General features: G+C 59.2%; 30 protein-coding genes and 1 tRNA gene. 17 read left to right on the forward strand and 14 right to left on the reverse strand.

Annotated features, from left to right (window positions below; genetic code table 11):
* Positions 1-8: 8 nt before the first annotated feature.
* Positions 9-743 (reverse strand): GNAT family N-acyltransferase, encoded by a 735-nt coding sequence (locus ACR0DX_RS00855; protein WP_170354439.1) that lies wholly within the window; start codon positions 741-743, stop codon positions 9-11.
* A gap of 98 nt (positions 744-841) precedes the next feature.
* Positions 842-1,318: an outer membrane protein assembly factor BamE domain-containing protein gene (locus ACR0DX_RS00860; protein ID WP_170354440.1), complete on the reverse strand. Its 477-nt coding sequence runs from the start codon at positions 1,316-1,318 to the stop codon at positions 842-844.
* Positions 1,319-1,403: 85 nt separating this feature from the next.
* Between ACR0DX_RS00860 and ACR0DX_RS00865 the strand changes: the two genes are divergently transcribed.
* From ACR0DX_RS00865 to ACR0DX_RS00900, 8 genes are all read left to right on the forward strand, one after another.
* Positions 1,404-1,940 carry a DUF177 domain-containing protein gene (locus ACR0DX_RS00865; RefSeq protein ID WP_170354441.1) on the forward strand — a complete coding sequence of 179 codons (537 nt, stop codon included), beginning with the start codon at positions 1,404-1,406 and terminating at the stop codon, positions 1,938-1,940.
* Between the two features lie 206 nt (positions 1,941-2,146).
* On the forward strand, positions 2,147-2,353 hold the full coding sequence (gene rpmF / locus ACR0DX_RS00870; protein WP_037316137.1) for a 50S ribosomal protein L32: 207 nt from the start codon (positions 2,147-2,149) through the stop codon (positions 2,351-2,353).
* A gap of 24 nt (positions 2,354-2,377) precedes the next feature.
* The gene (plsX, locus tag ACR0DX_RS00875; protein ID WP_170354442.1) at positions 2,378-3,466 is read left to right on the forward strand and encodes a phosphate acyltransferase PlsX; all 1,089 of its coding nucleotides are present in this window, start codon (positions 2,378-2,380) and stop codon (positions 3,464-3,466) included.
* A 21-nt stretch (positions 3,467-3,487) separates the two neighbouring features.
* Entirely contained in the window at positions 3,488-4,459 is a 972-nt protein-coding gene (locus ACR0DX_RS00880) for a beta-ketoacyl-ACP synthase III (protein WP_170354443.1), read from the forward strand.
* Positions 4,460-4,555: 96 nt separating this feature from the next.
* Positions 4,556-4,858, forward strand: coding sequence for an integration host factor subunit alpha (ihfA, locus tag ACR0DX_RS00885; RefSeq protein ID WP_008755922.1), 303 nt, complete (start codon positions 4,556-4,558; stop codon positions 4,856-4,858).
* Positions 4,859-4,876: 18 nt separating this feature from the next.
* Entirely contained in the window at positions 4,877-5,503 is a 627-nt protein-coding gene (locus tag ACR0DX_RS00890) for a MerR family transcriptional regulator (protein ID WP_170354444.1), read from the forward strand.
* Positions 5,504-5,564: 61 nt separating this feature from the next.
* A tRNA-Pro gene (locus tag ACR0DX_RS00895) sits at positions 5,565-5,641 on the forward strand.
* A 61-nt stretch (positions 5,642-5,702) separates the two neighbouring features.
* On the forward strand, positions 5,703-6,782 hold the full coding sequence (locus ACR0DX_RS00900) for a 2'-deoxycytidine 5'-triphosphate deaminase (RefSeq protein WP_170354445.1): 1,080 nt from the start codon (positions 5,703-5,705) through the stop codon (positions 6,780-6,782).
* On the opposite strand, the gene ACR0DX_RS00905 is transcribed toward ACR0DX_RS00900, so the two are convergent.
* The 6 genes from ACR0DX_RS00905 to argS form a co-directional block, all read right to left on the reverse strand.
* Positions 6,779-7,018, reverse strand: a complete 240-nt coding sequence (locus tag ACR0DX_RS00905; protein WP_170354446.1) for a hypothetical protein — start codon at positions 7,016-7,018, stop codon at positions 6,779-6,781. The genes ACR0DX_RS00900 and ACR0DX_RS00905 overlap by 4 nt on opposite strands.
* Before the next feature lie 64 nt (positions 7,019-7,082).
* Positions 7,083-7,733 carry an SMC-Scp complex subunit ScpB gene (gene scpB / locus ACR0DX_RS00910; RefSeq protein ID WP_170354447.1) on the reverse strand — a complete coding sequence of 217 codons (651 nt, stop codon included), beginning with the start codon at positions 7,731-7,733 and terminating at the stop codon, positions 7,083-7,085.
* Positions 7,726-8,520 (reverse strand): segregation and condensation protein A, encoded by a 795-nt coding sequence (locus tag ACR0DX_RS00915; protein WP_170354448.1) that lies wholly within the window; start codon positions 8,518-8,520, stop codon positions 7,726-7,728. Before ACR0DX_RS00915 ends, scpB begins: the two co-directional genes overlap by 8 nt.
* Entirely contained in the window at positions 8,510-9,517 is a 1,008-nt protein-coding gene (nagZ, locus tag ACR0DX_RS00920) for a beta-N-acetylhexosaminidase (protein ID WP_170354449.1), read from the reverse strand. Before nagZ ends, ACR0DX_RS00915 begins: the two co-directional genes overlap by 11 nt.
* The gene (locus tag ACR0DX_RS00925; RefSeq protein ID WP_170354450.1) at positions 9,514-10,578 is read right to left on the reverse strand and encodes an SPOR domain-containing protein; all 1,065 of its coding nucleotides are present in this window, start codon (positions 10,576-10,578) and stop codon (positions 9,514-9,516) included. The genes nagZ and ACR0DX_RS00925 overlap by 4 nt, the downstream gene beginning before the upstream one ends.
* A gap of 88 nt (positions 10,579-10,666) precedes the next feature.
* The gene (argS, locus tag ACR0DX_RS00930) at positions 10,667-12,412 is read right to left on the reverse strand and encodes an arginine--tRNA ligase (RefSeq protein ID WP_170354451.1); all 1,746 of its coding nucleotides are present in this window, start codon (positions 12,410-12,412) and stop codon (positions 10,667-10,669) included.
* Positions 12,413-12,544: 132 nt separating this feature from the next.
* Here argS and ACR0DX_RS00935 point away from each other — a divergent pair, with 132 nt between their 5' ends.
* The gene (locus ACR0DX_RS00935) at positions 12,545-13,096 is read left to right on the forward strand and encodes a putative pterin-binding protein (RefSeq protein WP_480844895.1); all 552 of its coding nucleotides are present in this window, start codon (positions 12,545-12,547) and stop codon (positions 13,094-13,096) included.
* On the opposite strand, the gene ACR0DX_RS00940 is transcribed toward ACR0DX_RS00935, so the two are convergent.
* Positions 13,078-14,250: a deoxyguanosinetriphosphate triphosphohydrolase gene (locus ACR0DX_RS00940; protein WP_480844897.1), complete on the reverse strand. Its 1,173-nt coding sequence runs from the start codon at positions 14,248-14,250 to the stop codon at positions 13,078-13,080. The two genes, ACR0DX_RS00935 and ACR0DX_RS00940, sit on opposite strands and share 19 nt — an antisense overlap.
* A 76-nt stretch (positions 14,251-14,326) precedes the next feature.
* Between ACR0DX_RS00940 and ACR0DX_RS00945 the strand changes: the two genes are divergently transcribed.
* Together ACR0DX_RS00945 and xth are read left to right on the forward strand one after the other, a co-directional pair.
* Positions 14,327-14,650: a HesB/IscA family protein gene (locus tag ACR0DX_RS00945; RefSeq protein ID WP_170354454.1), complete on the forward strand. Its 324-nt coding sequence runs from the start codon at positions 14,327-14,329 to the stop codon at positions 14,648-14,650.
* 278 nt (positions 14,651-14,928) lie between these two features.
* Positions 14,929-15,708 carry an exodeoxyribonuclease III gene (xth, locus tag ACR0DX_RS00950; RefSeq protein WP_170354455.1) on the forward strand — a complete coding sequence of 260 codons (780 nt, stop codon included), beginning with the start codon at positions 14,929-14,931 and terminating at the stop codon, positions 15,706-15,708.
* Positions 15,709-15,710: 2 nt separating this feature from the next.
* On the opposite strand, the gene ACR0DX_RS00955 is transcribed toward xth, so the two are convergent.
* Both ACR0DX_RS00955 and dksA read right to left on the reverse strand, forming a co-directional pair.
* Complete coding sequence (locus ACR0DX_RS00955; RefSeq protein WP_170354456.1) at positions 15,711-16,862, reverse strand: FAD-dependent monooxygenase; 1,152 nt, start codon at positions 16,860-16,862, stop codon at positions 15,711-15,713.
* Between the two features lie 70 nt (positions 16,863-16,932).
* Positions 16,933-17,355: an RNA polymerase-binding protein DksA gene (gene dksA / locus ACR0DX_RS00960; RefSeq protein WP_170354457.1), complete on the reverse strand. Its 423-nt coding sequence runs from the start codon at positions 17,353-17,355 to the stop codon at positions 16,933-16,935.
* Between the two features lie 372 nt (positions 17,356-17,727).
* On the opposite strand from dksA, the gene ACR0DX_RS00965 reads away from it, so the two are divergent.
* From ACR0DX_RS00965 to ACR0DX_RS00985, 5 genes are all read left to right on the forward strand, one after another.
* Positions 17,728-18,573, forward strand: coding sequence for an AAA family ATPase (locus ACR0DX_RS00965; protein WP_170354458.1), 846 nt, complete (start codon positions 17,728-17,730; stop codon positions 18,571-18,573).
* 97 nt (positions 18,574-18,670) lie between these two features.
* A complete protein-coding gene (locus ACR0DX_RS00970; protein ID WP_170354459.1) occupies positions 18,671-19,120 on the forward strand; it encodes a GNAT family N-acetyltransferase in 450 nt (149 codons plus the stop codon).
* On the forward strand, positions 19,117-20,481 hold the full coding sequence (locus ACR0DX_RS00975; protein ID WP_170354460.1) for a DUF2927 domain-containing protein: 1,365 nt from the start codon (positions 19,117-19,119) through the stop codon (positions 20,479-20,481). The genes ACR0DX_RS00970 and ACR0DX_RS00975 overlap by 4 nt, the downstream gene beginning before the upstream one ends.
* Positions 20,482-20,484: 3 nt before the next feature.
* The gene (locus ACR0DX_RS00980) at positions 20,485-20,655 is read left to right on the forward strand and encodes a hypothetical protein (RefSeq protein ID WP_170354461.1); all 171 of its coding nucleotides are present in this window, start codon (positions 20,485-20,487) and stop codon (positions 20,653-20,655) included.
* Positions 20,656-20,657: 2 nt separating this feature from the next.
* A complete protein-coding gene (locus ACR0DX_RS00985) occupies positions 20,658-21,842 on the forward strand; it encodes a vWA domain-containing protein (protein ID WP_170354462.1) in 1,185 nt (394 codons plus the stop codon).
* Between the two features lie 8 nt (positions 21,843-21,850).
* Here the strand turns inward: ACR0DX_RS00985 and ACR0DX_RS00990 are convergent, their stop codons facing one another.
* The gene (locus tag ACR0DX_RS00990; RefSeq protein WP_170354463.1) at positions 21,851-22,315 is read right to left on the reverse strand and encodes a GFA family protein; all 465 of its coding nucleotides are present in this window, start codon (positions 22,313-22,315) and stop codon (positions 21,851-21,853) included.
* Positions 22,316-22,423: 108 nt separating this feature from the next.
* Between ACR0DX_RS00990 and ACR0DX_RS00995 the strand changes: the two genes are divergently transcribed.
* Positions 22,424-23,113 (forward strand): M48 family metallopeptidase, encoded by a 690-nt coding sequence (locus ACR0DX_RS00995; RefSeq protein WP_170354464.1) that lies wholly within the window; start codon positions 22,424-22,426, stop codon positions 23,111-23,113.
* A gap of 71 nt (positions 23,114-23,184) precedes the next feature.
* Here ACR0DX_RS00995 and ACR0DX_RS01000 read toward each other — a convergent pair whose 3' ends face one another.
* Positions 23,185-23,727, reverse strand: a complete 543-nt coding sequence (locus ACR0DX_RS01000) for an RSP_2648 family PIN domain-containing protein (protein WP_170354465.1) — start codon at positions 23,725-23,727, stop codon at positions 23,185-23,187.
* Positions 23,724-24,926 (reverse strand): RSP_2647 family RNA methyltransferase, encoded by a 1,203-nt coding sequence (locus ACR0DX_RS01005; protein ID WP_170354466.1) that lies wholly within the window; start codon positions 24,924-24,926, stop codon positions 23,724-23,726. Before ACR0DX_RS01005 ends, ACR0DX_RS01000 begins: the two co-directional genes overlap by 4 nt.
* Positions 24,927-24,937 lie beyond the last annotated feature (11 nt).

A 24,937-nucleotide genomic window follows, 5' to 3' on the forward strand; every position in this document is an offset into this window, starting at 1 on the left:
AACGATGATTACCCGGCCACTGTGCGCAGCAACCGTTTGCGCTCCGGCGGAATCGCCCCGATTTCAAGCCCGGTGAACACGTGCAGCGTGTTCATGTGCCGGTCCACCACCGCATGATCACTGACCCAGCCGCCCATCATCAGATAGGTGCGTAGCAAGGGCGGCATCCGCAGCATCGCCTTTTTCGCATCAGGCCGCCTCCGCAGACGCGCTGCAAAGCGGAACACATCGGGCGCCTTGACCCGTGGCAGCCAGCGTTTCGGCGCCAGATGGCGGTGTTTGAGCATTGCGAACGCGTCCAGATACTTGTCTGTCTCGGTGCCAGCAAAAGATGAACAGCCAAATAGCATTTCGATGTTGTTCTGATCCACATAGGCCGTCATCGCCCCCCAGGCCATGCGTAGGATATCGGGATCAGTCCAATCGGGATGGATGCAGAACCGCCCCATTTCGATCATCCGCCCCTGAAAATCCTCAAGTGCGGACAAATCGTAAAACTGAGCGGAATAGCTGCGACCGACCTCGGCCCCATTTTCCATCGTGAACATGCGAAAGCAGCACACCAGGCGCCCGTCTGATCTGGTATCCTCGACCAGGACATGGGTACAGATCGGATCAAACGCGTCACTGTCGGTTTGATCCGTCGCAAAGGCCAGGGTGCGTAACCGCTGAGCCGCCCTCAGATCCTGTTCGTCTTGCGCCAGACGCGCGCGATATCGGCCTTTGCCAAGCAATAGAGCCATGGTCGCATCCTCCGCGGTTGCCGACCCGTTTCAACTTGTCGCGTGGGTATCACACTATGTGTGACCGTCCCATGACGACGGCAAGACAGAACCACGAATTAGTTGGTCGCGCCTGGAATGTTTGCCGGATTGAAGTTGCCGATATTACCCAAAAGCTGACGCAAAAAGCCCGTGCCTTCGATGCTCGACTCGGTGACACGCCGGTCAAGCTGCACGATAATACCGTCTTCCAGACCAAAGCGCTCGATATTTCGGACCACGCCCCGCTGGTCAAAGCTGATCGCAACCAACTGACGCTCGACCACCTCGGGTCGCTTGGGGCCGTAGTGGCGCACCTTCGAGCGCACATAGTAGAAACCCGAATCCCGCACTACACCAGAGGAGCTGGGAGCGCCAACCGCCTCGATCACGCTGTCGCGGGTATCTACGCCGACCTTTATCTCGGCCAGTTCCTCTGCCGGAGGGATATAGCCGTGATTCTCGAAAATCGGTGTACAAGCGCTAGCCACCGCCAGACAGGCCGTAAAGACAAGCGTTCTGGACGCCGGTTTCAACCTGTTCACAACCTTTAACATGCGCACCCTCTTGCCTTGGCCCCTTGCGGACCCTATCCGCTTACATCAAACCGCAGCCCCGGTTCAACACAGGAAAGGGTCACGAATGAGCAACCAGACATCTCTACGGGTGGCCGACCTGCCCCAAAACACATCAACCCCGTTTGACCTGCGCCCTGACGCCAAAGAGCTTGCGGTTATCCGAGAAGATCTGGGCCTGCTGGGCCTGCGCAAGCTGAGCTTTGTTGGCGATGTCCGGGCTCAGGGTAAACGCGACTGGGTGCTGGCGGGCAAGCTGGGAGCGACAGTGATTCAACCCTGTGTGGTCACGCTAGAACCCGTTACGACCCGGATCGATATACCCGTCACGCGGGTCTATCTGGCCGACTGGACCGACCCCGACGAGGAAGAGTTCGAAATCCCCGAAGGCGACGAGTCGGAACCATTGGGTCCCGAGATCGACCCGGGCCTGGTAATGACCGAGGCCCTGTCGCTTGCCCTGCCCCAATATCCCCGCAAGGACGGTGCGGAACTGGAACAGGCCGACTATACGGAGCCGGGCAAACAGGCGATGACAGATGAAGATGCCAAACCCTTTGCCGGGCTTGCCAGCCTGCGCGATGCACTGAAAAAAGACGAGTGACACGGGACAGATTTCCTGTCATAGCACGCCCTCAGAAAAATCGCTTGAACATGTCGAGAATCGCAGTATTTTCGCGCGCTCATCGGAATTTGGGTTGGACATTGCGGGGCTCGTCCCCTAAACGCGCGTCAAACCACGTAAAAAACGAAGAATGAAACCCGGTCGGCAGCGAATCTGCGGACCCTCAGTAGACAAAGGTTGAGACCATGGCCGTCCAACAGAACAAAGTTTCCAAGTCGCGTCGCAACAACCGTCGCGCACACGACGCTCTGGTTGCTGCAAACCCGAACGAATGCGCAAACTGCGGCGAACTGAAGCGCCCGCACCACGTATGTGCGTCCTGCGGCCACTATGATGACCGCGAAGTCGTCGCGCAGGCCGACGAAATCGACCTGGACGAAGACGCGGCCTAAGCCTTTTAACGCGCAGGCCAAGGCATGACGGATCAGCCCTCGCAAGCCGGACGGATCACCATCTCGGTTGACGCTATGGGCGGAGATTCGGGACCCGCCGCTGTTGTGGCGGGCATTGCCAAATCGGCGGATAAGAACCCCGATATTGCGTTCATCCTGCACGGGCCTGAAGCCCCGCTTCGCAAGCTTGTTGCCAAACGGCGTGTCCTGAACGGGCGCGTCGTTTTTCGTGATTGCACCGACGTGGTCACCATGGAGGACAAGCCCAGTCAGGTTGTGCGCAACGGCAAGCAAACCTCGATGTGGTCGACGCTGGAATCAGTGCGTCAGGGCGAAGCGCATGGTGCAGTGTCCTGCGGCAACACCGGCGCGCTGATGGCGCTGTCGATGATACGGCTGCGCAAACTGCCGGGTGTGAACCGCCCGGCTATCGCGATTCTGTGGCCTTCGCGCAACCCGCAGGGGTTCAACGTGATGCTGGATGTGGGCGCCGATGTGCGCGCCGACGCGAAGGATCTGTTGCAATACGCGTTGATGGGCGCCTCATACGCGCGCAACGGCATGGCGCTAGAGCGTCCCCGGATCGGCCTGCTGAATGTGGGCACCGAAGAACACAAGGGCCGCGCTGAATTGAAAGAAGCGCACGCCATGATCTCGGAATTTGCGGAACAGGCCAGCTTTGATTTCGTGGGCTTTGTTGAAGGGAGCGACATCCCCGGTGACAAGGCGGATGTCATTGTAACCGACGGGTTTACCGGCAATGTCGCAATCAAGACCGGCGAAGGCACGGCCAGCTTGATCGGGGACCTTCTGCGTCAGGCATTCAAGTACTCGCCCTTGTCCCGGCTGGCGTCGGTTCTGGCCATCACCTCGCTGAACCGGTTGAAGAAACGTATCGACCCGCGCCGTGTGAATGGCGGGGTTTTCCTGGGTCTCAACGGCACGGTCGTGAAATCTCATGGCGGTGCAGATGCCACCGGAGTTTCAGCCGCCGTGAAACTGGCCTTTACCCTGGCGCAATCCGGGTTCTCTGAAAAATTGGCGGCACGGGTTGCATCGACGGTCGAGCTTGCACAAGATGCCGCCCACGCACCGTCCAAGGCGGGCGAATAACAAAAAAGGCAGTACCCCAACATGGCAGGCCGTTCAGTTGTTGTAGGTGTCGGACATTATTTGCCAGAGCGCATCGTTCCGAATTCCGAGTTTGAAAAGTCGCTTGATACATCTGATGAGTGGATCAAAACCCGCTCGGGTATCGAACGCCGCCATTTCGCAGCCGAAGGTGAAACCACCTCGGACATGGCGACCAAGGCAGCCGAAGCCGCACTGGCGGATGCCGGACTGACAGCGGATGACATCGACGCCATCGTGCTGGCAACTTCGACGGCGGACCTGACCTTCCCTTCAGCGGCCACCATGGTGCAATCACGGTTGGGTATGACCAAAGGTTTTGCCTTTGACGTCCAGGCCGTTTGTGCGGGATTCGTCTACGCTCTGACCAATGCCAACGCTCTAATCTTGTCGGATCAGGTCAAACGGGTTCTGGTGATCGGGGCCGAGACTTTTTCCCGAATCATGGATTGGACGGACCGTTCCACCTGTGTGTTGTTCGGTGATGGCGCTGGTGCCTTGATTCTTGAACGCCAAGAAGGGGTTGGTACAGCCGAGGATCGCGGTATCCTGGCTACTGACCTGAATTCCGACGGCCGCTACAAAGACCTGCTTTACGTGGACGGAGGCGTCTCGACCCAGACCACTGGTTTTCTTCGCATGAAGGGCAACCAACTCTTCCGCCAAGCGGTGGAACGTCTGACCGCCACTGCCGAGACTTGCTTGGAAAAAGTTGGTCTTGGACATGAGGATGTGGACTGGATCGTTCCCCATCAGGCGAATATTCGCATCATTCAGGGCACCGCTAAGAAGCTGGGCGTTCCCATGGATCACGTTGTCGTGACGCTTCAGGACCACGGCAATACGTCTGCTGCATCGATTCCCTTGGCTATGTCCGTCGCCAAGCAACGCGGGCAGTTCAAACCCGGCGATTTGCTAGTGACAGAGGCAATCGGGGGTGGATTGGCGTGGGGTTCTGTCCTCCTGCGGTGGTAACAGGCGCAAAACGGCTTACACACAGCCGTGCAATTCATTGATATTGACAGTGAATTTGCCCTGACCCTATGCTTTACCATCAACAGGGGAATTGGCATGGGCGACAAAACACTGACCCGAATGGATCTGAGCGAGGCCGTCTTTCGTGAGGTAGGCCTCTCACGCAATGAAAGCGCGCAACTGGTCGAAAGCGTTCTGAACCATATGTCCGACGCGCTTGTGCGCGGCGAACAGGTCAAGATTTCATCCTTCGGGACTTTCAGCGTTCGGGACAAAACTGCCCGCATCGGCCGCAACCCCAAAACCGGGGAAGAGGTTCCTATTCAGCCGCGTCGCGTGCTGACCTTTCGCCCGTCGCACCTGATGAAGGATCGCGTCGCCGCTGGGAACCGCAAGTAACATCAGGACAGCGACACCATGAGCAAGTCACCCGACGCCTTTCGCACGATCAGTGAAGTTGCGGACTGGCTGGGTGTTCAGGCACATGTTCTGCGATTTTGGGAAAGCCGATTCACACAGGTGAAACCGGTCAAACGCGCGGGTGGCAGGCGGTATTATCGACCCAATGACATGCGCCTGCTTGGAGGTATCAAAAAGCTGCTGCACGACGATGGGATCACCATCAAAGGCGTGCAGCGCATTCTGCGTGAGCAAGGCGTGGCTTATGTGGCGTCGCTGTCGCAGGGGCTTGATGAAACGGCCGAACCCGAAGCCAAGGCAAACGACGCGGTCGTGGTTCCATTTACTGCAAAACCTGAGCCCAGCCAGCAGATCACTCTGGACTTGGGAGAAAGCAGCACGACCCCCGGTGCGCCTAAGGAAAGCCCTGCTGCAAAACCCGTTCCGGCCACGCCGCAAAACACATCTGTGCCGCGAGAAGCGGTTGCACCTGTCCATGTCGAACGGTCTCCGAAGATTTCTGGAATTGCAGCCCGTGCCTGGGCACGAACCGATTTCGACGACGATCTTTTGCGCCGGATTGCACCCGTCGCAAAGGAATTGCGTGCCGTTCTGAACAGAATTGAAAACCGATCCGCGGGATAAGAAAAAAGGCGATGATTTCCTCTTGCCCCCGCCGGGAAAGTCTTTATGAACACCTCAACGTCGGGCTATGGCGCAGCCTGGTAGCGCGTCCGTCTGGGGGACGGAAGGTCGCAGGTTCGAGTCCTGCTAGCCCGACCAAATCACACCGACGTTTATGGCAGACAGGCCAGATCCCGCTCTGGCATCAGGGGGGATCAAGATGACAGGTGTATGCCCAAACCAGCAAATTGAAGGCATGATCGCACGCGGTGAAATTACTGCTAACCCAGCGGTCATCGACGCGCAGGTACAACCGGCCAGCCTTGATTTGCGCCTTGGAACAGTCGCTTACCGCGTGCGTGCCTCGTTCCTGGCCGGCGAAGGGCGATCCGTCGCCGACCGTCTGACCGAGTTCGAGATGCACCGCATCGACATCACCGACGGCGCGGTTCTGGAAAAGGGATGCGTCTATCTGGTGCCTCTGATGGAATCGCTGGCCCTGCCTGACAGCGTGACCGCCGTGGCCAACGCCAAGAGCTCGACCGGGCGCCTGGATCTGCTGACACGTACAATCACAGATGGAGGGGCCGAATTTGACCGTGTGCCCGCTGGCTACCGCGGCCCGCTCTATGCCGAAATTTGCCCCCGCTCCTTCTCGGTTCTAGTGCGACCGGGCATGCGTTTGAACCAAATCAGATTCCGTCAAGGACAAGCCGTGTTGAGCGACGCAGAACTGAGCGCGCTGCACAACAAGTCCCCGCTGGTCGATGGACCTGCGGTCATTCAGGATGGGCTTGGCTTTTCAGTTGACCTGCGCCTGCCTGACACTGATCTGGTGGGCTACCGTGCCAAGCCCCATACGGGCGTGATCGATCTGGACCGGATTGGTGAATACGACCCGCAGGAATATTGGGAAGAAGTGCGCACCACCGAGGGGCGTATCATCCTTGATCCCGGCGCTTTCTATATCCTGGTCAGCCGCGAGGCTGTTCATATCCCACCAATGTATGCCGCCGAAATGGCCCCTTATCTCGCTATGGTTGGTGAATTCCGGGTGCACTATGCCGGCTTCTTCGACCCTGGTTTTGGTCATGCTGCAGCTGGGGGTGCAGGGTCACGTGGCGTATTGGAGGTACGCTGCCATGAGGCCCCATTCGTGCTAGAGCATGGGCAGGTCGTAGGACGGCTCGTCTACGAAAAAATGGCTGAAATGCCCACGCAGCTCTATGGGGCAGGCATCGCGTCAAACTATCAGGGACAGGGCTTGAAACTATCCAAGCACTTTAAAGCTGTCTCTTAAAACTTCATGAACCGTCGCATCTGACGAGTCATCCGCTGCATCTGTTTCATGTTTTGCGCCTGACGGTCGCCGTTCTGTTTCATATGCTGGGCAGCTTGAGGATCATTGGCAGAAGGCTGTCCTTGCTGCGGCTTTCCAACTCGGCCCGCCAAGTCGAACCCTTTATCGACGCCTTTTGTCACAAGCCGACGCATGACTTGACGCACAATCATATCGATCATTCGATTGGCATTCATTGCTTAACTCCGTTTCCTGCGCCTCAACATAGGTGATTCTTGCGTCAACAAAAGGGCCGCGCGATCACTCTTCCTCGAACAGTTCGGTCTGCTCGTCGTCATCTTCATCCTCGCGCCCTTCGCCCATTGGGATCGTTCCCGGAGGCGGCCGGTTTTCCAGCAACCCGGCGGCGCGCAATTCTTGCAGCCCCGGAAGGTCGCGCGCGTTTTCCAGCCCGAAATGATCCAGAAACTGCGGCGTTACAACGAAGGTCACCGGGCGGCCTGGAGTCATCCGTCGGCGGCCCAGCCTGATCCACTCCATTTCCAGCAACTGGTCGATAGTCCCACGCGAGACGGACACGCCACGGATTTCCTCGATCTCGGCCCGCGTGCAGGGCTGGTGATAGGCCACGATGGCCAGCGTTTCGATCGCGGCACGGCTGAGTTTGCGGGTCTCAACCGTTTCCTTCTGCATCAGAAAACCCAGATCGGGGGCGGTTCGGATGGCCCAGGCTTCGCCCACGCGCACCACGCGCACGCCGCGGCCTTCGTATCGTTTGCGCAACAGATCAACCGCTTGCGCTGCATCGCTGCCATGAGGCATCCGGGCCTCAAGATCGCCGATCGTCACCGGTTCGGCGCTGGCGAACAGCACGGCTTCGACCATGCGCTCCTGTTCGGCCAAGGGGGGTGCTTCGAACAGTGTGCCGGTTTCCTCAGAGGTTTCAGTCACGTGTTTCGGTCCTCTTGCGCAGATGGATCGGAGCAAACGTCTCGCTCTGTTTGATTTCCATATGTCCCTCTTTCACCAGCTCCAACGAGGCCGCGAATGTCGCCGCCGTGGCCGAGCGCCGCCGCACCGGATCGGCGTCCCAGCCATCGGGCAGATAGGTTTCCATATCCGTCCACGCGCCCGCAAACCCGATCAGAGGGCGCATCCGTTCCAGTGCCTGTTCCATGGTAAAGACGGCATCGCGGTCCATGACAAAGGGTCGGAATTCGTCGCGGGTACGAATACGGGCATAGCCCTGCATCAGGTCAAGCAGCGTGGCCGAGTAGGTCACTGTACGGATGCGGGTGATATCCTCGCCCTGCCCGCGTTTGAAGAAATCGCGCCCCAGCTGGTCGCGCGCCATCAGACGGGCAGCAGCATCGCGCATGGCCTGCAGACGTTCCAGTTGGAAGGCCAGGTGCGCGGCCAATTCCTCGCCCGACGGTCCTTCGTCATCGGGATCGGGCGGAAGCAGCAGGCGGGATTTCAGAAAGGCGAGCCACGCGGCCATCACCAGATAATCAGCCGCCAGTTCGATCCGCAGCGCACGGGCCTTTTCCACGAAGGTCAGATATTGCTGCGCCAGCGCCAGAACCGAGATTTTCCGAAGGTCAACCTTTTGCGTCCGCGACAGGGTCAACAGCACGTCCAGCGGGCCTTCGAACCCGTCAACGTCAACAATCAACGCCTCGGCAGCAAGCCGATCCGCGACCGAGACCGGGTCTTCGCTGAAAAGGTTATCGTTCATATACCTGCCCGCCCATTAGGGCAGATAGTTCCGCCTCGGCGGCTTCGATGTCAAGTTCCACGGGCTTTTGCCGCATCGACAGTGCCTTTTCGGCGCGTTTTTGCGCTTGCGGGGTCATCTCGCCAGCGGCCTCCAGCACTTTAGCGCGGGCCTCATACGAGCCGTTGCAATGCAAGACCACGTCGCAGCCCGCAGCCAACGCGTGCTGGGCGATCTCTTCGGGCGCACCGCTAAGGGCTTTCATCGAGATATCGTCGGTCATAATCAGCCCATCGAACCCGATCTTATCTCGGATCAGGCCGATCATCGTAGGTGAAATCGTCGCCGGTTGCGGGTCGATCCGGTCATAGACCAGATGCGCGGTCATCCCCATGGGAAGATTGTTCAAAGCGCGAAACGGTGCGAAATCAGCCCCTTCCAGCGCTTCTTGTGTCAGGTCCACATGCGGCAGGTCATGGTGGCTGTCCAGCGTTGACAGCCCGTGCCCGGGCATATGCTTGATAACGGGAAGAACACCGCCCTCAAGATGCCCCATAGCGACGGCGCGCCCGATCTTGGAAACCTGTTTAGGGTCAGACCCATAGCAGCGATTCTTTAGAAAAGCGTGCGTATCTGCGCGCGCCAGATCAACCATTGGGGCACAATTGCTGTCGATGCCCAGTTCGAACAATTCCCGCGCGATCAGGCGATAGCGCAGATACATCGCGCGTTCTGCGTGATCCCCGGCGCGTTCAGCGTGATCCAGCGGCGGCAGCCACTCTCGCGCGATGGGCGGGCGCAGGCGCTGCACGCGTCCGCCTTCCTGATCGATGGTGATAGGGCAATTGCGGCCCACCGCCTCGCGGAACTCATCACACAGAGCGCGGACTTGATCCTCGGTCTCGATATTGCGGGCAAACAGAATGAACCCAAACGGGTTCATTTCTCGAAACAGTTTCTTTTCCTGAGGCGTCAGGCGCAGCCCCTCGGCGTCGGTAATTGCGGCGCAGAATGTCACCGAGCGGCCACCGGGATACAGTCAGCGCCTTGCCCTTGCAGCGCGGCACAGAACTGGCGTGAATCGCTCAGGTCATCAAAGCCCAGAACCCGAAGGCGATAGAACGTCCGGCCACCGCTTGAGGTTTTCTGGATAACACGCTGTTTTCCAACCATATACTCACTGAAACGCCCATTCAGACGATTCCATTCGGCCCGCGCGACATCAGGGCTTTCATACGCGCCCAATTGGGCCATGCGTGTACCTTTGGACAGCGCGTTCGGATCGACATCCAGCCCCACGGCCGCTTTGACAGCCGCGTTGATAGCATCTTCGGTTTTGCTGGATGCAGTAATGCCACTGGCAGTCGTTCGTGCGGGCCGCGTGTTCGGACGCAATGAGCGCCGGACGCCAGGCAGGGCTGCAATCGCAGGGTCCGGCAGTTGCGCGGCCAGATCGGCAGGATCAATCGCGGGTTCATCATCCAACGGACCCAACGAGGCCAGCCGCACACCTTCGTCTGTTTCGGTGTCAGGCGTTTCGGCCTCACCCGCCAATTCGGCAACCAACGCATCAACCGCGCCTTGACGCAGTTGAGCCGCCTCCTGGTTCGAGATTTCCTCTTCAACCACATGCACCGCAGGGGTTGCACGCAGCGGTTCAACCGGCGTGTCCTCATCTGTCAGCGAAACCGGACGCGGAGCAAGGATCAGGCGATCCGCCGGAGGCGCAGCCGTCCCGACCGCAGCGACAGTATTTACTGCAAGGCCCTGATGATCAGCGGGAGTTCCACCGGGGTTCTCTGGCTGAATACGCATCGGGCCTTCAACAGCACGTACCACCGGAACGCCACTGACATCACGCATTACAAGCTTGTAGCCCCAGACTCCGATCCCCGCGACCAAGGCCAGGGATGCAACCGCGCCCAGCGCATTCACGATACGACCTAAACCGGCGGCACGGGGCGCATCTTCGTATCCGTGCATCTCATCGGAATAGTCGTACCCACCCTGAGGATGCGGTTGATTCGTGTAATGCATCTGCTCGGGACGCATTTGCCCCGAGTAATCGTAGTTCGCCATGTCCGCCTCACCGCCCGTTTCGCGCCGGGAAATAAGGCGCGCGGGTCATTTCTTGCCTACCTCGTACCGGCGCGTCGGGCGGTGTTTGTTACCGCATCTCCTGCGCCGGGGTAACGCCAAGAATACCCAAGCCCGCTGAAATCACAACAGAAACGGCACGGGCCAATGCGATTTTTGACTGGCTTGTGGCAACATCGCCATCCTGGATGAACCGCAGCTGGGTTTCGTCGTTGCCCTTGTTCCACAGCGCATGGAAGTCGCCGGCCAGTTCATAGAGGTAGAACGCAACGCGGTGCGGCTCGTTTGTGCGGGCGGCGATTTCCACCAGTCGCGGCCATTCAGCCAGCTTTTTGGCGACCGTCAGCTCGGATGCGTGATCGTTCTTACTCAGATCGGCCCCTTTGAGGGTCGCATCATCTGCGGCAATCCCGGCCTCAGCCGCGCGGCGCAGCACGCTCATGACGCGGGCATGGGCGTATTGCACGTAGAACACGGGGTTCTCGCGGCTTTGCTCCAGCACCTTGTCAAAATCGAAATCCAGCGGCGCGTCATTCTTGCGGGTCAGCATCACGAAACGGGTCACATCCGGGCCCACCTGATCCACCACATCGCGCAGAGTGACAAAGTTCCCTGCCCGTTTAGACATCTTGAACGGCTCGCCATTCTTCCACAGCTTTACCAACTGGGTCAGCTTGATATCCAGCGGCACCTTACCGTCAGACAGAGCCGACACAGCCGCCTTCATCCGTTTGACATAGCCGCCGTGGTCGGCACCAAACACGTCGATTAGCGCGTCAAAACCACGGCTTACCTTGTCATAGTGATAGGCGATATCGGGCGCGAAATAGGTCCACGCGCCGTCTGATTTCTTGACCGGACGGTCCACGTCATCGCCATGTTCGGTCGATTTGAACAGGGTCTGCTCGCGCGGCTCCCAATCCTCGGGCTTTTTACCCTTGGGCGGCTCCAGCACACCTTCATAGATCAGACCCTTCTCGGTCAGCGACTGCAGCGCAGCCTCGATCCGGCCTGTACCGTAAAGGGACTTCTCAGAAAAGAACACATCCATCTCAACGCCCAGCGCCTTCAGATCGGCACGGATCAGTTCCATCATCGCATCGGTGGCAAAATTGCGCAGGTCTTCCAGCCACTCGCTCTCGGGCTTGTCGATCAGGCTGTCGCCGTATTTCTCTTTCAGAGCCTCACCGATCGGGATCAGATAGTCACCGGGATAGAGGCCCTCGGCGATTTCTGGGCTGAGGCCATTGGCCTCGCGATACCGCTCATAGGCCGAACGCGCCAGTACATCCACCTGCGCGCCGCCGTCGTTGATGTAATACTCACGCGTCACATCATGGCCGGAATAGGCCAGCAGGCTTGCCAAGGCATCCCCGAAGACCGCGCCCCGCGTATGGCCCACGTGCAGCGGACCGGTGGGATTGGCCGAGACATATTCCACGTTCACCTTCTGCCCATGGCCCATGGTCGAGCGGCCATAATCGGTGCCCTGTTCCAGCACGGCAGCCAACACACCCTGCCAAACCGATGGCGCCAGACGCAGGTTCAAAAACCCCGGCCCTGCTACCTCGGCGCTGGTGATCCGGGCATCGGCGGCCAGCTTTCCCGCCAGCACATCGGCAATGTCGCGCGGCTTCATCTTGGCGGGTTTAGCCAGCACCATCGCCGCGTTGGTCGCCATGTCGCCATGTGCCGCATCGCGCGGAGGCTCAACCGCCACGTTGTCAAAGCTCAGCCCTTCGGGCAACGCGCCTTCGGACTGCATCTGCGCCAGCGCGTCCAGTACAAGGGCGCGGATCTCGGAAAACAGGTTCATTTCGGATGTCCTTTTGCTTGCCCGGCGGTTTATCACGCAGCGCGGTAAGGTCAATGGATGCCTAAAGTTTGCTCTTGGTTTAAGCGCATTCCCCATTAAAGTCGCGCGGAATTGCCTGATCGGAGACCATTCATGCGCCTTGCCCTGCCCCTAAGCCTGCTTCTGTCCTATGCCCTGCCCGTTCTGGCCGAAATGCCCGCACCGCAAGGACATGTGCTGGTGACACTTGGCGGCACGGTCACTGAGACCAACCTGCCCGCGCGGGGCGAGAATGGCGGCGGGCTGCTTGGGTTTCTCGAAGTGACTCATGACGGGGCAGCAGGGTTTGACGCGGCCCTTCTGGACAGCCTGCCCCAGGTTCAGATCACCATTTCCTATGGCCCGCCCGATCATCAACGCGACTACACGTTTAGTGGCCCGCTGCTGTCGGATGTCATGATCCTTGCGGGGGCCGAAGGAAAAACCGCACGTCCCATAGCAATGGACGGATATCAGGCGGAAATCCCATGGGACAGCATTTCGACGTACAAACCCATTTTAGCCACCCATGCCGACGGTGCACCGATGGGCGTCGGAGGATATGGCCCCACCATGATCGTGTTCCCGCCAACCGACGATGCAGACGCAGCCGACGCTCAAGCCAGCCAACAGGTCTGGGCGCTGGCCTATATCGGGATCGAGTGACCCGTCGGCGCGGGTCGCCCTGTCAACCGTGCATGATCCTGTATCGCAAACCGGTCCGTCATCCCGGCGATATAGTCTGACACGATCCGGGCAAGTGCGGCTTCATTCCCTGCCGCCTCAATATCAGCGTGCCAGCGGGCCGGCATTTGACGGGGGTCCCCGAGATAAATCGGGAACAACTCTTCGACGATCTTGCTAACTTCGGCCCGCACCTCCATCACCGAGGGCGCGCGATACATCCGGGTGAACAGAAAGGCGCGGATGTCCTGCAACTGCGCCCACAATTGCCCCGAGAACTGGATCACCGGGCGGCCCAAATGGCGGATATCTTCCACCGATTGCGCTCTGGATTCGGCAATCAACGCGGCAGATGTATCGATCACATCCGAGACCATGACCCCAAAGACGCGCCGCAGAGCTTCATGCCTGCGCCGATACGGATCAAGATTTGGATAGGCGCGATCAACCTCGGCATAGCATACACCCACAATCGGCAGGGCTTGAATTTCATCATCACTAAACAAATCCGCCCGCAGCCCGTCCAGCAAATCGTGATTGTTATAGGCAATGTCGTCGGATAGGGCCGCAACCTGCGCCTCGGCGCTGGCATGAGTGTGCAGCTCCAGATCAAACGCGCCGTTGCACTCGGCCAGCGCCCAGGGCAATTCACCAACCACCGGACCGTTGTGCTTGGCAATGCCTTCCAGACACTCCCAAGTCAGGTTGCAACCGTCGAATTCGGCATAATGGCGTTCCAGCTTGGTGACAATCCGAATGGCCTGAGCGTTGTGATCAAACCCGCCATATGGCCGCATCAGCGCGTGCAATGCGTCTTCGCCCGTATGGCCAAAAGGCGTGTGACCCAAATCATGCGCCAGAGCCACGGCCTCGGTCAGTTCGGGGTTCAGGCCCAAGGCCCCGGCTATAGTCCGCGCAACTTGCGCCACTTCGATTGAATGGGTCAGACGGGTGCGGTAGCTGTCCCCTTCATGTTCGACAAACACTTGTGTCTTGTGTTTGAGCCGCCTAAACGCGCTGGCATGAATGATCCTGTCACGGTCGCGCTGAAAGCATGACCGGAAACTGCTTTCGTCCTCCGGCACCAACCGCCCTCTTGCGCGGCCGGGATCCGAGGCAAAACCCGCTCTGTCCAAAGGTCTTGTCCTTGTCGCCTGTCCTTTGGTTACATATATTGTAGCGGAACAAGGAAATAAACCTTTGGAGTCCGGCATGAATCTGCCCCCCACAGTCACCGAACGCGCCTTTGACCGTCTTGCCGAGATCGGCGCTGCGGATCAAGGGCAGGCTTTACGCGTCGCGGTCGAAGGCGGTGGATGTTCAGGGTTTCAATATGAAATTGCGCTGGATCAGCCGAAAGACGATGATCTTGTGTTGGAAGGCAAAGGCCAAAAGGTCATCGTGGACTCGGTTTCCCTACCCTTTCTGGAAAACGCGGTCATCGACTTTACTCAGGAACTGATTGGTGCGCGGTTTGTCATCGATAATCCCAACGCCACATCGTCCTGTGGCTGCGGCACGTCGTTTTCGATGTAGCTTAGGTGGGGGCTTTGCCCCCACACCCCCAAGGTATTTTCAGCCAGATGAAGAGGGATCCGCTCTCCGACCATACCGCCGGAGAGCTTCACCTGGCGCGGTCATCGGCGCCTCCGCCTGTACCGCCTCCCATAGATCGCAAAAGTTGGTTAACAATCCGTTTCTTCATCTGGCCAAAAATACCTCGGAGCGCGAGGCAGAGCCTCGCATCCTTCACCGCCACTTGCCGCTGGGTTCATTCTGCGCGATAGGTTGCCAACAGCTTTGGAGGGCCGCGCATGAAAATCGCCACGTTCAACATCAATGGGATCAAAGCGCGGGCCGAGGCCCTGCCCCGGTGGCTGGACGAGGCACAACCGGACATCGCTCTGCTGCAAGAAATTAAATCCGTCGACGAGAACTTCCCTCGCGAAATCTTCGAAGAACGCGGATACAATGTCGAAACGCATGGTCAGAAGAGCTTTAACGGTGTCGCAATCCTTTCGAAGCTACCTTTGGAGGATGTAACGCGCGGCTTGCCCGGTGACGACGAGGATGAACAAGCGCGTTGGATCGAAGCGACTGTTGTCGGCAAGCAGGCGATCCGGATTTGTGGTCTTTATCTACCGAACGGAAATCCTGCGCCCGGGCCAAAATACGACTACAAACTGGCGTGGATGGAGCGTCTGTATGATCGCGCCCGTGACCTGCTGGCAACCGAAGAGCCTGCGTTGATGGCGGGCGACTACAACATCATTCCGCAAGCGGAAGATGCAAAACGCCCCGATGCATGGCGCGAGGACGCCTTGTTCCGACCCGAAAGCCGGGCCGCCTTCCGCAATATCCTGAACCTAGGGTTCACCGAGGCGTTCCGTGCCCGAGTACAAGGTGCGGGCCACTATTCCTTCTGGGACTATCAGGCCGGAGCGTGGAACAAGGATGACGGCATTCGCATCGACCATTTTCTACTGACCCCTCAGGCCGCAGATCTGATGCGAGACTGTCAAATCGACAAAGAGGTGCGTGGGCACGAAAAACCCTCGGATCACGTGCCAGTCTGGGTTGATTTGGACATCTGAGATCAAACGGTTGGGTCGTAGTTGTAGATCCAGTCGTATTTCTGCGTCAGGCGCGGACCTATCGCCGCCAGAACTGCTTGCGCGGCCAAACGCATCGGACCGCGCAAGTGAAAATTGCGTGCATTTGCGGATGCCGCAGCTACCACGTGCTGCGCGCGGCGTTGGCGCGCGGATTCGTAGGCTACAAGGGCCTGCCTTACGCCCGATTGGCTGTCGAAAGAGCGTGCGAGAACCCAGGCATCCTCGAGCGCCAGACACGCTCCTTGCGCCATGAAGGGTAACGTCGGATGGGCCGCATCGCCCAACAGGGCCAAACGTCCGTTCTGCCATCTCTCGGCCACCGGACGCAGGAACAGTGCCCACAGATGCGTGTCTTCGACCTTTGTCAGAATGTCTCTCACCGGCCCTCCAAAATCGGCAAACCTAGCGCGCAAGTCATTGGGATCGCCCTTTACACGCCAGCCTTCCTGCTGCCAGTCCGAGCGTTCTTCAATTGCTACGACGTTCATCAGGCGTTGGTCGCGCAGCGGATAGGTGACGATGTGCCGCCCCGGCCCCATTGTCAGAGAGGCTTGCGACTTCTCGACCTTATCCTCCCAAGGCACCGTCGCGCGCCAGGCGATCTGCTGGGTGAAGGCTGGGGCCTCGGGGCCGTTCAGGATCGGGCGAAGGGTGCTGCGTCCACCATCTGCGGCAATGGCACATTCGACGCGGAGGCGCTCTTCATCATCCAGCACGATCTCGACCTCGGACGGGTGTTTGCGAACCGTCTGCACTCGCGCGCCAAGGCGTATGTCGACACCTGCATCCTCGGACGCCCGTCGCAACAGCTCCAGCAAATCGGCGCGGTGATAGTAGAATGTCGGACCCGCCGCAGGGGCTGGGATGCGACTGATAACCCGACCCTTGCGATAGTCACGCAAAATAGTTCCGTGCGAGAGTTGCGCGGCTTCAGGCGGATCCCCCGCAACCCCCAAGGCGCGCAGAACGGACATCCCGTTGGCGCTGATCTGAAGGCCCGCTCCGACCTCGGTCAGTGCTGGGGCCTGCTCTAGCACCGTCACCTGCGCACCGCGCTGGCGCATGGCCAACGCCGCAGCAAGTCCACCGATGCCGCCGCCAACCACGCAAAACTTCAAACCATTGATCTTCATAGCATTGCCTTAACGCAAAAACGCCGGAGCAACAGGCCCCGGCGCTTGAATTCTTGACATTTCAGGACGATCAATCGTCGCGGTGGACCTTTTCGCGACGCTCATGCCGTTCCTGCGCCTCGAGCGTCATGGTTGCGATCGGGCGCGCATCCAGACGCTTCAGCGAGATCGGGTCGCCTGTTTTTTCGCAGTAACCATACTCACCCTCATCGATCCGGCGCAGGGCCGAGTCGATTTTAGCCACCAGTTTGCGCTGACGGTCGCGCGTGCGCAGTTCCAACGCTCGATCGGTTTCCTCGCTTGCGCGGTCGGCAACGTCGGGGATGTTACGGGTGTTGTCCTGCAAACCTTCGATCGTGTCGCGGCTGCCTGCCAAAAGTTCGGTCTTCCAGTCCAACAGCTTGCGACGAAAATACTCAAGCTGCCTGTCGTTCATAAATGGCTCGTCTTCGGCTGGACGATAATCTTCGGGCAGAAATACTTCCTGCTTCATTTTTGCTCCCTCGGTGTGGCCTTCAACGCCGAGTGCACTCTCTTCACCAGACATGAGGCATTCCCTTCTGCGGAGCGTTTATCTGACGGCGCGGGGATTGTCACTATGCAAACGTAGCGCCGAACAAGTGTGATCATAAACAGTCTAAATATGAGACATCAAACAACAAAACCTTGTTTTTCTGTGAAAATTGGCGGGCCTTTTCAAGGCATCCCCCAAAATGCCGCAGGGTCTGTCAGCGCTCGAATCAACCAAAGGCATTGGACTCGCTGACCAATTTGGCGCGACGGCACGCAGCGACGCGGGTTGTAAAAATCCTCACTGCTCTGTAACCCAAAGACCACAGGCCGCGCGATACAGGATGAGGACCCCATGACCGCACGTTTTCAAGGGACAGCCGAATATGTTGCCACTGATGATTTGACCATCGCGGTGAATGCCGCGGCCACACTGGAGCGTCCGCTACTGGTCAAGGGCGAACCCGGCACCGGCAAAACCGAGCTGGCCAAACAGGTGGCTGGTGCGCTGGGTCTGAAGATGATCGAGTGGAACGTGAAATCCACCACCCGCGCGCAACAGGGCCTGTACGAATATGACGCCGTCAGCCGCTTGCGTGACAGCCAGTTGGGCGATGAGCGCGTGCATGACGTGTCGAACTATATCCGCAAGGGCAAGCTGTGGCAGGCGTTCGATGCCGACGAAAAGGTCGTCCTGCTGATTGACGAGATCGACAAGGCCGATATCGAATTTCCAAACGACCTGCTGCAAGAACTCGATAAGATGGAGTTCCACGTCTACGAAACTGGTGAGACGATCAAAGCCAAGAACCGGCCTATCGTGATCATCACCTCGAACAACGAAAAGGAACTGCCCGACGCCTTCCTGCGCCGGTGTTTCTTTCACTATATCCGTTTCCCCGATGAGACCACGATGCGCCGCATCGTCGAGGTTCATCACCCCGGCATCAAGGACGCGCTGCTGACCACCGCACTAACGCAGTTCTATGAAATCCGCGACACGCAGGGGCTGAAGAAAAAGCCCTCGACCTCGGAAGTGCTGGACTGGTTGAAACTGCTTCTGGCCGAGGATCTGACCGCCGGGGACCTGAAACGCGACGGAGCGAATGCCCTACCCAAGCTTCACGGCGCGCTGCTTAAGAACGAACAGGATGTGCACTTGTTCGAACGTCTGGCTTTTATGGCGCGTAGCAAACGCTGATCATGGGGTGATCGGCCTTGCCATACGGCAAGCGGGCTGTCAGCATTGGTTAACGACGGCCCGAAGACCGGGCATCCGAGCAGATGGGACAAGCTGAGTGTCTGACACCCTTACGATCCGCGCCTTGCGGCCTGATGATCGCGCCCAATGGGCTGAACTATGGCGCGATTATCTGGCGTTCTATGAAACGACCGTTCCCGACGGCACCTATGACACCACTTTTGCCCGCCTTTTGGGTGATGACCCGAACGATTTTTCCTGCTTTGTCGCCGAAAGCGCCGGACAGTTGGTCGGGCTGACGCACTACCTGTTCCACCGTCATGCGTGGAAGGAAGAGTCTGTCTGTTACCTGCAAGACCTGTTCGCAACCCCGGCATCACGCGGTACCGGCGTCGGCCGTGCGTTGATTCAGGCTGTATATGACGAAGCTGACCGTCAAGGCGCGCCCTCGGTCTATTGGCTGACGCAGGAATTCAACCACACCGCGCGCAAGCTCTATGACCGTATCGGCAAGCAAACGCCCTTCATCCGGTATCAACGCCCATGATCAGGCTTGGTGCGATGGTGTTCGGATTGGCCCTTGCAGGCTGCACCACGGTCACCCCACCCGAACCGCCGACGCGCGTCAAACCAACCGAAGACATCCTGCCGCCGGCCAAGTCATTCGCGACCGCGCGCCCTACCCCGCCCACGCGATCCAACGTGAATATCGCGCAGGATTTCGTGTCGCTTCACTTCGCGTTGGAAAGTGGCACTGCGCTGCCTGTATTCACCCGGTTTGAAGAACCAGTAACCGTGCGCCTTACGGGTCAGGTCACCCCTTCGATGCAACGCGATCTCCGACGCCTTCTGACCCGCTTACAGCGTGAAGCCGGGATCGATATCCGGCAAATCCAGGACGGCCCCGCTAATATCACCATCGAAGCCGTCAGCCAGGAACAAATCCAAAGCATCCTGCCCCAGGCAGCCTGTTTCGTGGTGCCCAATTCTTCGGACTTTGAGGAATACCGCCGGGATCGGCGGAAACAGAAAAGCAGTTGGCTCCGCCTGCGTAACCGGGAAAGACTGGGCATTTTCATCCCATTTGACGCGAGCCCACAGGAAAAACGCGACTGCCTACACGAAGAGCTTGCGCAGGCTTTGGGCCCTTTGAACGACCTGTATCATCTACCGGATTCGATCTTTAACGACGACAACATACACACCGTTCTGACTGGGTTCGACATGCTGGTCCTGCGCGCGGCCTATGCGCCTGAGTTGCGCAGCGGCATGACCCGCGAAGAGGTCGAGGCCATCATACCTGACGTGCTCAAACGTCTGAACCCGCGCGGTGAAAACGTGCCGGCGCAACCAACGACCCAGACCACGCGAGACTGGATTCGAGCCATCCAGAGTTCCCTCAACCCCAACCGCAGTGTTGATGCCAGACTACGCTCGGCCAGTCGCGCCGCCCGGATAGGAGCGGAACAAGGATGGACCGACCACCGTCGTGCCTATCCCTATTTTCTGATGGGTCGGATGGAGCAGTTCGACAATCCGCAAAAAGCCTTGCGCGACTATGACACCGCCCTGCAATACCTGCGCGCGACACCAAACACAGAGATTCATCAGGCGTATATCACGACTCAACTTGGAACTTATGCATTGGCACAAGGTAGCGGACCGCAATTCCTGCCCGAATTGGACAAAGCCATCGACGTTATGACGCGCGCTGAAAACGCCTCGCAGCTGGCAACACTATTGCTGCTGAAATCCGAGGCTCTAAATCAGGCGGGACGCGCAACCGAAGCACGTTCCGTCAGGCTGGACAGTCTGGGGTGGGCACGCTACGGGTTTGGCTCGGAAACGGTGGTCCGGTCGCTGATGCAGGACGTTGCAGAGGCGCCCGCGAATAACAGAGGCGGTTAACGCATGGTCGTAGTTCTGGGAATGGCATTACTGGGGGCGATCCTCGGAGCGATGGCCGCGCGCAAGCGTAACGGCAGTGGTGCCGACATAGCGCAATACGCCGCGGGCTACGGTATCGCTTTTTCGCTCGTGGGCCTTATCCTGTCATTGATCATCGTCAGACTGATTTCGTAGCCATGTTCCTGCCCTTCTTTGAAAACCTTCGCAAAGCCCGTATTCCAGTATCCCTGCGCGAATACCTGACCTTTCTGGAAGGCATGAAAAAGGGTCTGGCCACCTATGATGTCGAGGCGTTTTATTACCTCGCCCGCGTCTCGATGGTGAAGGACGAACGTAATATCGATAAGTTCGACCAAGCTTTCGCCGCCAGCTTCAAAGGTTTGGAAGAGATCAGCTTTGATCAGGTGATCGAGGCCGTGGACATCCCCGCCGAGTGGCTGGCCAAGATGGGCGAAAAACACCTGTCCGAAGAAGAAAAGGCCGAGATCGAGGCCATGGGCGGGTTCGAGAAACTGATGGAGACGCTGCAAGAGCGTCTCAAGGATCAGGAGGGTCGTCATCAGGGCGGTAACAAGTGGATCGGCACCGCCGGAACGTCTCCGTTCGGAGCGTATGGCTATAACCCGGAGGGCGTGCGCATCGGCCAGAAGGAAAGCCGCCACCAGCGCGCGGTCAAGGTCTGGGATAAGCGTGAATTCAAGAACTTAGATGACACAGTTGAACTGGACACCCGCAACATCAAGGTCGCCCTGAAACGCCTGCGCCGCTGGGCGCGCGAGGGTGCGGCGGATGAGCTGGACCTGGACGGCACCATCCGCGCCACCGCTGAACACGGCTATCTGGATGTCAAAACCCGGCCCGAACGACACAACGCGGTCAAGGTGCTGCTGTTTCTGGACGTGGGCGGATCAATGGACCCGCATATCAAGGTTGTCGAAGAGCTGTTCTCGGCCGCGCGGACCGAGTTCAAGTATCTGGAATATTACTATTTCCACAACTGCCTGTACGAAGGCGTCTGGCGCGACAATGCCCGACGCTGGGATCAGCAGACCCCCACCCATGAAGTGCTGCGCACCTACGGCCCCGATTACAAGTGTATTTTCGTAGGCGATGCCTCCATGAGCCCCTATGAAATCGCCTATCCCGGCGGCGCGAATGAGCATTGGAACCCAGAGGCCGGACAAGTCTGGCTGCAACGCGCGCGGGAACAGTGGAATTCAAACCTGTGGATCAACCCGGTGCCCGAGAAATACTGGGAATACACCCACTCCATCAGCATGATCCGCGAGATTTTCGAGGAACGCATGGTGCCGATGACGCTGGCCGGGCTAGAGCAAGGAATGCGCGAACTGACGCGCTGAACCGGCTCTTAACTGCTTGTTGGCTCCCGGCCCGGCAGGGCCAGCACTCGGGTCAGAGGTAAAGTCAGACCCAGATAGGTTGACAGCGCACCCGAGTATTTCGGGACGTCGTCCAACTGATCTTCGACCCGTGTGCCGTAATAGATGTCGCAATCGACCGGTGGCAGTTCCATCTGCTGCGCCGTGCGGGCCGGAACCACCGAGAGCGCACCGAACAGATAAGCCAACATCGGATCGCCACAGGATTTGCACAGACCGCGGGACAGGGGCGAAGGGCTTTTGGTGTGAATCCATTTGATGGTTGACGGATCAGCAGGACGCGCCTGCCCCCGGCGCAGCAGCAAGGCATCCGCGTAGGGCGCCTGATAAACGGACTGGCATTTCGTGCAATGGCAGCGAAAACGAACACGGGGCGCGGCTTTGACGATCACTTGGGTCTGGCCGCAGGAACAGGATGTCTGGATCTGTGTCATGGCGCAGGTTAAACACGCGACCCGCGACCGGTCAACGCGCCCTCACAGGCTGTTGCGCAGCGTCATTTTCCTGTTGCTTCGGCCTCTGCGCAGCCCCATATCTGATCTATGCTGCGCCTGACCCCGATCCTGTTGGCCATCGCCTATGCCGTCGTCATGTACCGGATTTCCGTGTGGCGCACCCATCGCGAATTGGACGCGAAATCGACCGAGTTGGCGGACCCTGCGCTGAAACGCATGACCGATCGTTTGGCCGCGGCGCTCGAGATTGAGCGGGTGCCGGTCTACATCTATGAAATCGACCCTGTAAATGGGTTGGCCGCGCCGGACGGGCGGATTTTCATCACGCGGGGGTTTTATCGCAAGTTCCGGAGCGGCGACGTCTCGGCCGAGGAAATGGCCAGCGTGATCGCGCATGAGCTTGGTCACGTGGCGCTGGGTCATGCGCGGCGGCGGATGATTGATTTTTCCGGTCAGAACGCGCTTCGGACGGCCTTGATGATGGTGTTGAACCGGTTCATTCCGTTTATCGGCGCGTGGATTGCGAATATGCTGGCGCACCTGCTGGCCTCGCGCCTGTCGCGCGGGGATGAATATGAGGCGGACGAATATGCCGCCGCACTGCTGACTAAGGCGGGTATTGGGATCGGGCCACAGAAGTCCCTGTTTCACAAGCTCGAAGAGCTGACCGAGCAGCGGGCGGGAGTTACGCCAGCTTGGTTAATGAGTCATCCCAAAACGGATGAGCGGATTGCGGCGTTGGAGGCGCTTGAACAGCGTTGGAAGGCGGGTGGATAGGTTGCAGCCGTGAGGGGCCAGCCCCTCACACACCCCGAGGTATTTTTAGCCAGATGAAGGGCGGATCGGATTTAAGTGGTGAGGGCTTTGCCCAGGCGTGGCAGACGAGCTTTTTTCATCAGCGCACGCAGGGTCCATTGATCGCCTGAGAGGCGGTTGGCTTTGGCGAGAACACGGTCGGCCATCTCAGTTATGCCTTCCGGATCGATGCGCCAGAAGCCGTGCAGCAGGTTATCGGGATCTTGGCGGTCCAACCCTTCTTCCGACAGGATGTTTCGGGGGAAGTCTTTCGCGTTCATAGTGACAATTACATCTGACGACGACGCTATGGCGATGGCCAGTACGTGAACATCAGCGACATCGGGCAGCCAGAGGCGCTGCTCAAGACCTGGTTGTGCTTCACGCTCTGCTTTGGGCCATTGAGATTGCGTCAGGGCAATTTCGGCGCGGGCCTGTGACTCACCCGTGGGGCCCAACTTACGTGCTGCACGGGCCCATTCTTCGAGGATGCGAGCCGACCATATGGGTTCGAAATGCCCAAGTTTCGCTGCGCCCAGCAGCATCTCTCGCATCACCGTGGGGTAGATGACGCAGGTGTCCAGAACGGCCCTCACAGCCGGTAGAACACGGCTTTGAGGTATCCGCTTTCGGCCAGTTGCGGCAGTTGCGGGTGATCCGGCCCTGCAAAGCCCGTGTGGATCAGTTGCGCCTGCCGCCCGGCCCGGCCGATCCCTCGCGATGAGGCGTCGCGGAAACGGCCCAGATCGGCGGCGTGAGAACAGGAACACAGGCCAAGATAACCGCCCGGTTTGACCAGCGGCGCGGCCAGACGCGCGATGCGCTCATAGGCGCGCAGCCCCGCGTCCAGCGCCTGTTTCGAGGGCGCAAAGGCAGGCGGGTCGCAGATCACCACATCGAATTGCGCGGCCTCTTCACCCAATTGGGTCAGAACGTCGAAGGCATCGCCTTGGCGGGTTTGGAACCGGTCGGCACAGCCAGACGCCTGCGCGCCTTGGGTCGCCAATTCCAGCGCGGCGGCTGAGCCATCCACGGACAGTGCCTGCCCGGCTCCGCCAGCCAGCATCGCCAGACCGAATCCGCCCACGTGGCTGAACACATCCAGCACCTGCGCGCCGGGTTGAACCAGACGCGCCGCGAAGGCGTGGTTGGGGCGCTGATCATAGAACAGCCCGGTTTTCTGGCCGCCGGTCAGGTCGGCCATATAGGTCGCGCCGTTCATCGGCACCGACAGCGGCGCGTCGGGGGCCGTGCCGTGCAGGGTGAGGTTGGCATCGTCCAGCCCCTCAAGCCCGCGTGTCCGGCCCGAGGCGTTTTTCAATACCGTGGTCACGCCCGTTACGGCGACCAGCGCGTCGGTCAGGGTGTCCAGATGCGCTTCGGCCCAGGCTGCGTTGGGTTGGATCACGCAGGCATCGCCAAAGCGGTCAATGATGACGCCGGGAAAACCATCCGCCTCGGCATGGATCAGACGGTAATAAGGCGCGTCGAACAGACGCTCGCGCATGTCCAGCGCGCGGCGCAGGCGGGTTTCGAACCACGTGGCGTTTAAATCGGCATCCAGATCGCGGTCCAACACGCGGCACATGATCTTGGACTCGGGGTTTACTGCAACCAACGCGATGGGCGCGCGTTTTTCATCCTCCAACACGGCCAAAGCCCCCGCCGGGATTTTGCGGGTGCGGCGGTCGGTGACGATATCATTGGCATAGACCCAGGGGAACCCGTGGCGCAGGCCGCGCGCATTGGCTTTGGGTTTCAGGCGGATACGGGGGCGGTCAGCGGTTTGGGTCATGCCGCCTCTCT

This window comes from Ruegeria sp. D3, assembly GCF_056534465.1.

Bases quoted from the DNA above. Each gene is read 5' to 3' on its own strand.
- xth (WP_170354455.1), top strand. From the start codon at position 14,929: ATGAAAATCGCCACGTTCAACATCAATGGGATCAAAGCGCGGGCCGAG.
- ACR0DX_RS00975 (WP_170354460.1), top strand. From the start codon at position 19,117: ATGATCAGGCTTGGTGCGATGGTGTTCGGATTGGCCCTTGCAGGCTGC.
- plsX (WP_170354442.1), top strand. From the start codon at position 2,378: ATGACGGATCAGCCCTCGCAAGCCGGACGGATCACCATCTCGGTTGAC.
- ACR0DX_RS00905 (WP_170354446.1), bottom strand. From the start codon at position 7,018: ATGAATGCCAATCGAATGATCGATATGATTGTGCGTCAAGTCATGCGT.
- ACR0DX_RS00865 (WP_170354441.1), top strand. From the start codon at position 1,404: ATGAGCAACCAGACATCTCTACGGGTGGCCGACCTGCCCCAAAACACA.
- ACR0DX_RS00945 (WP_170354454.1), top strand. From the start codon at position 14,327: ATGAATCTGCCCCCCACAGTCACCGAACGCGCCTTTGACCGTCTTGCC.
- ACR0DX_RS00860 (WP_170354440.1), bottom strand. From the start codon at position 1,318: ATGTTAAAGGTTGTGAACAGGTTGAAACCGGCGTCCAGAACGCTTGTC.
- argS (WP_170354451.1), bottom strand. From the start codon at position 12,412: ATGAACCTGTTTTCCGAGATCCGCGCCCTTGTACTGGACGCGCTGGCG.
- rpmF (WP_037316137.1), top strand. From the start codon at position 2,147: ATGGCCGTCCAACAGAACAAAGTTTCCAAGTCGCGTCGCAACAACCGT.
- ACR0DX_RS00995 (WP_170354464.1), top strand. From the start codon at position 22,424: ATGCTGCGCCTGACCCCGATCCTGTTGGCCATCGCCTATGCCGTCGTC.
- dksA (WP_170354457.1), bottom strand. From the start codon at position 17,355: ATGAAGCAGGAAGTATTTCTGCCCGAAGATTATCGTCCAGCCGAAGAC.
- ACR0DX_RS00955 (WP_170354456.1), bottom strand. From the start codon at position 16,862: ATGAAGATCAATGGTTTGAAGTTTTGCGTGGTTGGCGGCGGCATCGGT.
- ACR0DX_RS01005 (WP_170354466.1), bottom strand. From the start codon at position 24,926: ATGACCCAAACCGCTGACCGCCCCCGTATCCGCCTGAAACCCAAAGCC.
- ACR0DX_RS00965 (WP_170354458.1), top strand. From the start codon at position 17,728: ATGACCGCACGTTTTCAAGGGACAGCCGAATATGTTGCCACTGATGAT.
- ACR0DX_RS00985 (WP_170354462.1), top strand. From the start codon at position 20,658: ATGTTCCTGCCCTTCTTTGAAAACCTTCGCAAAGCCCGTATTCCAGTA.
- ACR0DX_RS00990 (WP_170354463.1), bottom strand. From the start codon at position 22,315: ATGACACAGATCCAGACATCCTGTTCCTGCGGCCAGACCCAAGTGATC.
- ACR0DX_RS00915 (WP_170354448.1), bottom strand. From the start codon at position 8,520: ATGAACGATAACCTTTTCAGCGAAGACCCGGTCTCGGTCGCGGATCGG.
- ACR0DX_RS00935 (WP_480844895.1), top strand. From the start codon at position 12,545: ATGCGCCTTGCCCTGCCCCTAAGCCTGCTTCTGTCCTATGCCCTGCCC.
- ACR0DX_RS00890 (WP_170354444.1), top strand. From the start codon at position 4,877: ATGAGCAAGTCACCCGACGCCTTTCGCACGATCAGTGAAGTTGCGGAC.
- ACR0DX_RS00880 (WP_170354443.1), top strand. From the start codon at position 3,488: ATGGCAGGCCGTTCAGTTGTTGTAGGTGTCGGACATTATTTGCCAGAG.
- ihfA (WP_008755922.1), top strand. From the start codon at position 4,556: ATGGGCGACAAAACACTGACCCGAATGGATCTGAGCGAGGCCGTCTTT.
- ACR0DX_RS00855 (WP_170354439.1), bottom strand. From the start codon at position 743: ATGGCTCTATTGCTTGGCAAAGGCCGATATCGCGCGCGTCTGGCGCAA.
- ACR0DX_RS00980 (WP_170354461.1), top strand. From the start codon at position 20,485: ATGGTCGTAGTTCTGGGAATGGCATTACTGGGGGCGATCCTCGGAGCG.
- ACR0DX_RS00900 (WP_170354445.1), top strand. From the start codon at position 5,703: ATGACAGGTGTATGCCCAAACCAGCAAATTGAAGGCATGATCGCACGC.
- ACR0DX_RS00925 (WP_170354450.1), bottom strand. From the start codon at position 10,578: ATGGCGAACTACGATTACTCGGGGCAAATGCGTCCCGAGCAGATGCAT.